Source organism: Vibrio sp. V03_P4A6T147, assembly GCF_002241085.1.
Taxonomy (GTDB): domain Bacteria; phylum Pseudomonadota; class Gammaproteobacteria; order Enterobacterales; family Vibrionaceae; genus Vibrio; species Vibrio anguillarum.
The window spans coordinates 1-5,252 of record NZ_NDIO01000060.1; the positions used below are offsets into that span (position 1 = coordinate 1).

Consider the following 5,252-nt stretch of genomic DNA (forward strand, 5'->3'; position numbering starts at 1 on the left):
GGAGTATTGAAAGGGCGTTCAGCAATCCGCTTGTTTAACAAGTTCCCACATATAAGAAAGAAACTGTGGGGTAATCATTTTTGGGCAAGGGGATACTTTGTTGACACAGTTGGTGTGAATGAAGAAATCATCAGGCGTTACGTAAGGCACCAAGACAAGAAAGATCAAGAATATGAGGCGCAGTTAGAGTTGAAGATAAACTAGCAGCGCAGGGATGCCCCCTTATAGGGGGCTATAAACCAAAGCCGCCTTCTAAGAAGGCGGATTTTTACTAACCAGATATGGAGTAGGGATTGCTCTGGACGTATACCATTCCTACTTGAAGCTGCGCGGTGTTGGAAACATTCGTTTACCTGCAACTTCAAGTCGTTTTTATATATCAGGAGTATTTTGAACGAGTGACTAGACTCGGCATTGAATTTGCCCAGTGTCCCATTAATAAACACAGCAAGAAATAAAGTGTTGTTGCGGGAGCTTGAAGTGGGAAATCAACACTCATGTGTATCAACATACCAATAATAGCCATCATGGATGATAATCCGATCCCTTTCATCAATCTATTTCTGCGGTTTTTAAACGCATAAAATGCGCGTTGGGCGGCGACTAAGATCATTACACCTAATATCGAAACCATGACAAGGCCTGATTCTAAGGTGAATTGGATGTAGTCATTATGAGCATGATCGTAAAACAGTTTTACTTTCCCTTGATTGTAGGAAGGAAAAGTGGAGTAGAAAGTACCAGCCCCAAAGCCAGTCAGAGGCCTTTCTTGTATTGCAACTAGGGAATATCTGACAACATCATCTCTTGATTCACTTTCCAAGCTAGTTTCAATAAGACGTTGTTTGACTTTCTCCAATCCAAACCATTGGCTCACGATGAACGTATCAATGATGAATAAACTGATTATAAGCACATAAACACTTTTGGGTTTCGGCTTGTAAAACAATAGCAACAGCACACAACCTACGGTTAGGGCGATAAAGAAAGCCATATTTCCCATTCTTGAGCGTGTTAAGACTAATGCAATCACCATGATCACGAGCCCTAAACGTACAAAGGCTTTATCAGACAGCAACACGGCTAAAAACTGTTTAGTGATATTTCTAAATCCGGTTTTGTGTGAGCTATCGAGTTTTGCAATTAATAAGCCAAATCCAATGCAGAGATTCAGCATCAAGAAGTTTGCCAGATGATTATGATAGACAAAGCTTCCGGAGGCTCTATTTCCTAGTGGCAGCTTGAAAATTATCGAATGATCTAGGTTGAGTAGCAAAATCACGCCAGCGTAAAAGCCTTGGCAAATTCCACTGCTAACCATGACTACTGCGAGAAGTTTTAATTTTTTAGGTGTGTCGATAAGGACAAGAGCAATAAGACAAAACTGGAAATAGTGGAGCGATTTGATTGCAGAGACAAAGACTAAACTAGGATCCTGAGTTATACCAAGTTGTGGAATACTTTGGATGAATGACCAGCAAGTGATAAGTGCGATGGGAATGATGACTAATTTTCCCTTTATCAGACAGTTTTTCCAGTGCTCAAAAGAGTAGTTGAATAAACAGGCAATAAGCAGCAATGCAATCCAGATTTCATTGAATGACCATGCTAATGGGCGATTACTACCTAAAGGTATGGGCAGCCAAAATATAAAAATGAGAAATATTGGGAAAATGGATTTTTCTATTAGACGCATACTATTAATATCAATTAAGAAGGGCAGGAATATGCCGGCCCTAAACTGGATGAAAGCATCGAATTAAGCGATCAGTTTGGTGAAGCGGTACCACCACCACTGCCATTGCCGGTTCCAAGTGTTGTGGTGTTACCTGGCACCGTTGCGACTGGAGGTAAGCCACCAGGTAAAGCCGATGGAGTACCTGCCGCTGTCGGTTCAGTAATGGTCGCTGGGTCAGCGCCACCGGAGATTGCAGCAACAATCACATCGGTTGAGTCCATTAAATCCATTGCAATAACAGCATCAACGATAGCTTGAGCTGACTCTGGTGATTTAGTGACAGCAAGCTGAATGACTTCAGAACGCATCTCTTGAGGTGCATTTTTAACGAGTATTGCAGTCAAAGCTGCGACTTGGTCACTCGATATATGGTCAAATACCGTATTGAAGATATCGAGTACTAGTTGTGGGTGTAGAGTAGACGCTAGGTCCGCCATTTCCAGTGCCATGCTTGGGCATAGTTTCATTAAAGCTTGCAGAGAAATAATGGCATCGTCTGCTTGTTCTAGGCTGGCTCTTATTGTGTCTGTGGCCACTTTATGGTTTTTATAAAGTGAACAAGTAATTTCTGTTTCGGCATATAACCTTGAACTAGCCAGCAAAGCTGAAATAGCAATCCAAAATATCCATAGTGATTTTTTCATTGGTAAGTCCTAAAAGCCTACGATTTACTGTTGCGATGATTATAAGTGAAGTAGTACATCCAGTGATATCGTACTTCTGTTAATAAGGGTTCGATTCTCATTCTTAAGGCGTTTTTATGCGCGAGGTTGTCTTAGTTTGGAGCATAAGTTTGAAGATTGAAGTCTGCTAGTAACGTAATAGATTATTGAGGCCATTGTTATACCAAGTAAGCTTGCCCCTAAATCGAGCAAAGAGAATGATCGTGAACGCGATAACATTTGTAAACTTTCATCAATTACGCAACAGGTCGAGACGATAACTATGGCGAGAAAGATGCTCTGTATAGGGGGAAGAGTGGCGGAAATTACTCGGATAAAAACCAAGGTAATGAATAGCGCAAGTGTAAAGTGGAGATAAATATCACCGCCGAGTGACTTTTCCAAAAATATCGATATCTCAGCATGAATATTCAGTGTTTTTGCCAGTGATAGCGAAGCCGTACTAAGAGAAAGCAAGACTAACATTAACAAGGCGATAGGCCGGTTTATTGAGTAACGTTTTATCATCGAGATCACTCTAGCGCTCTCTTGCAGAGACTATTTTTCTCAGTATAACGTTGAGAGTTATAAATAATAGCTGCACAGGTAAATTTTAAGAGACCGTTTGATTTTAGATATTGGTAGGCTTCTCCTCGGCTTTGAGGATGAGCTAATGCTCTTGCGGTGTGATCAATAATGATAGTTCGCTGCGGCGCTGAAAAAATAGACCAATGGTTAAGGCCAATCTGGGAAAGTGTGTTGTTCACTTTGGGTGTAAAAGGCCCATATCTGTCGGCTTGTGCAAAATAGAGATCAATATTTTCCCCTTTCAACTGAGTTTCAATCACCAATAAATCAGCCCATGTGTCTGACCAAGTAGGTCTCAATAATGCACTTTCCAAGTAGGCCTTTTTTGCATTGAGCAAGCGGCTCTCTTTACCTACATCATCGCCCAAATAGGCTTCCCACTCATAGACCTTACCCAGTAAATTGTGGTAGTGAGGATGGTCTCTGTGGTGCTGTAGTGCCTTTAGTATCATGGCCTTTGTTTCATTCACTTGCTCTGAAGTTACACCATCACTGTGCTTTGTCCAGTAGTCGATGTTTCTTTCTGTTGCTAGCGCGTAAATGGACGCCGTCAAAAAATGAAATGCAAAATAGAGAGTAACGAGCGCAGTTAGCCCAATGCTCAAACGTAAAGCATGGGCTAAAAAAGGGTGATTCACGACCGTCATGGTTATTTTTCTGGGCCGTAATAGGATTGATATTGATGATAACCGCTATAATTAGAGGCTTTTTTGGTGTTCAGTTTGTTCAATATGACGCCATCAATTCTCGCTCCTTGCTGCGTTAAGCGCCCGACCACATCTCTAGCCACTTTAGTACGTGTTTGTGGAGCATTGATCACTAGTATGGTCGAGTCCACGTACTGCGATAGCATAAATGCATCACTAACGGCTAAACACGGAGGTGTATCAATCACAATTCTGCTATAGCGTGTCTTAAGCTCTTCGAGTAGTGAGGCAAACTTAGGCGAGGAGATAAGTTCAAGAGGATTGTCTGTCACGACTCCTGAAGTCAAAACATCAAGCCCTGATTCTTCATCGGTATAGAGACACTCTTCTATGGTATGCGTACCTATGAGCAAGTTGCTCATTCCTGGCTGTGAACCAGAGATGCCAAAACGGTGTGCAACCGATGGTTTTCTCAAATCGCAGTCAATCAGCAGTGTTTTTTCCATTTGTGCCAGTGAAAAAGCCAAATTGATACTCGAGGTTGTTTTTCCTTCCTCAGGCAGTGAAGAAGTAACCATTACCACATGATGCTCTTTGTTGGTGTTGGCAAGTAAATAACCAGTCCGAACGGTTCTAATCGCTTCTGTGAGCTCTCGGTGTTTCGAATCAAAATAGGTTTTTAGCGTTAGGGGGCCTCGAGTTTTAATTGCCGGTATAATACCGAGCAAGCTTAGTGATAACTGTTTTTCAACCTGTTTTATATCAAGGAATGTATCGTTTACCGCATCAGCAATGAAAGCAACAACACACGCCAAACCAAACGAAGCGACAAACGCTAACAATACAATCAGTTTACGATTCGGTTTACTTGGGGCGAGGGGCGGATTGGCAAAATCGGTAAAACGAGCAATCGTAGCATTAAAGTCGCTCGATGCACTGGTCTCTTTTTGACGACTTAAAAAGAGATCAAACAACTCTCGGTTTGTTTGGACTTCGCGCTTTAGCTCTGAATATCTTGCATTTTTTACGGAGAGGCTTTGAAACTCTGATTTGCGTTTCTCAAGTTCCCGGTGCAAAGAACTCTCTGCTTGCTTAGCAGCCTGTAACTCATTGTTGATCCCGTTTAGTAGCTGTTTTAGTTCGGAATTTAAATTGCGTTTAACAGAGGCTAGTTCGGCTTGTGCTGCTTTGAGTTTTGGGTGTTTATCTCCATAGCGTTTTGATAGTTCTGAAACTTTTCGCTCAGCTTGTACTTCTGCTAATTTAACATCTCGAATCGTCGGGTGGTTAGATATCTCAGGTATAGAAGCAAGTGCTGAAAGATCACTGTCTTGGCGGCTGTAAGTTTGTGCCACCAGATAGAGTGTTTCAGCTGCAACACGTCTATCTCTCGTTTTATTTAATTGAGAGGTGAGTTCTTCGAGTTCTTGAGATGCTAAGCTTTCAACGCCTTGGATATCGACCAGCCCCTCAGATTTCAAAAACGTTTGTAACTGAACTTCAGACTCTTTTAGTTTTTCTCGCAAATCACCCATCCGATTATTGAGCCAACTATTTGCTTTTAGTTCCACTTGAAGTTTATCTTCAATATGACTATCCATAAAGACATTACCAATT

General features: G+C 41.7%; 5 protein-coding genes. 1 reads left to right on the forward strand and 4 read right to left on the reverse strand.

Features of this window, described 5'->3' with window-relative positions; translation table 11 throughout:
• The coding region (gene tnpA, locus B9J84_RS02095) for an IS200/IS605 family transposase (protein WP_143698824.1) at positions 1 to 204 on the forward strand (204 nt) is incomplete at its 5' end.
• A 175-nt stretch (positions 205 to 379) separates the two neighbouring features.
• On the opposite strand, the gene B9J84_RS02100 is transcribed toward tnpA, so the two are convergent.
• From B9J84_RS02100 to B9J84_RS02120, 4 genes are all read right to left on the reverse strand, one after another.
• Complete coding sequence (locus tag B9J84_RS02100; protein ID WP_094123428.1) at positions 380 to 1,696, reverse strand: O-antigen ligase; 1,317 nt, start codon at positions 1,694 to 1,696, stop codon at positions 380 to 382.
• 71 nt (positions 1,697 to 1,767) lie between these two features.
• Positions 1,768 to 2,382, reverse strand: a complete 615-nt coding sequence (locus tag B9J84_RS02105) for a hypothetical protein (RefSeq protein WP_094123429.1) — start codon at positions 2,380 to 2,382, stop codon at positions 1,768 to 1,770.
• 551 nt (positions 2,383 to 2,933) lie between these two features.
• Positions 2,934 to 3,635, reverse strand: coding sequence for a VpsP family polysaccharide biosynthesis protein (locus B9J84_RS02115; RefSeq protein ID WP_094123431.1), 702 nt, complete (start codon positions 3,633 to 3,635; stop codon positions 2,934 to 2,936).
• Positions 3,636 to 3,637: 2 nt separating this feature from the next.
• On the reverse strand, positions 3,638 to 5,252 hold a 1,615-nt coding region (locus tag B9J84_RS02120; protein WP_094123432.1), incomplete at its 5' end, for a polysaccharide biosynthesis tyrosine autokinase.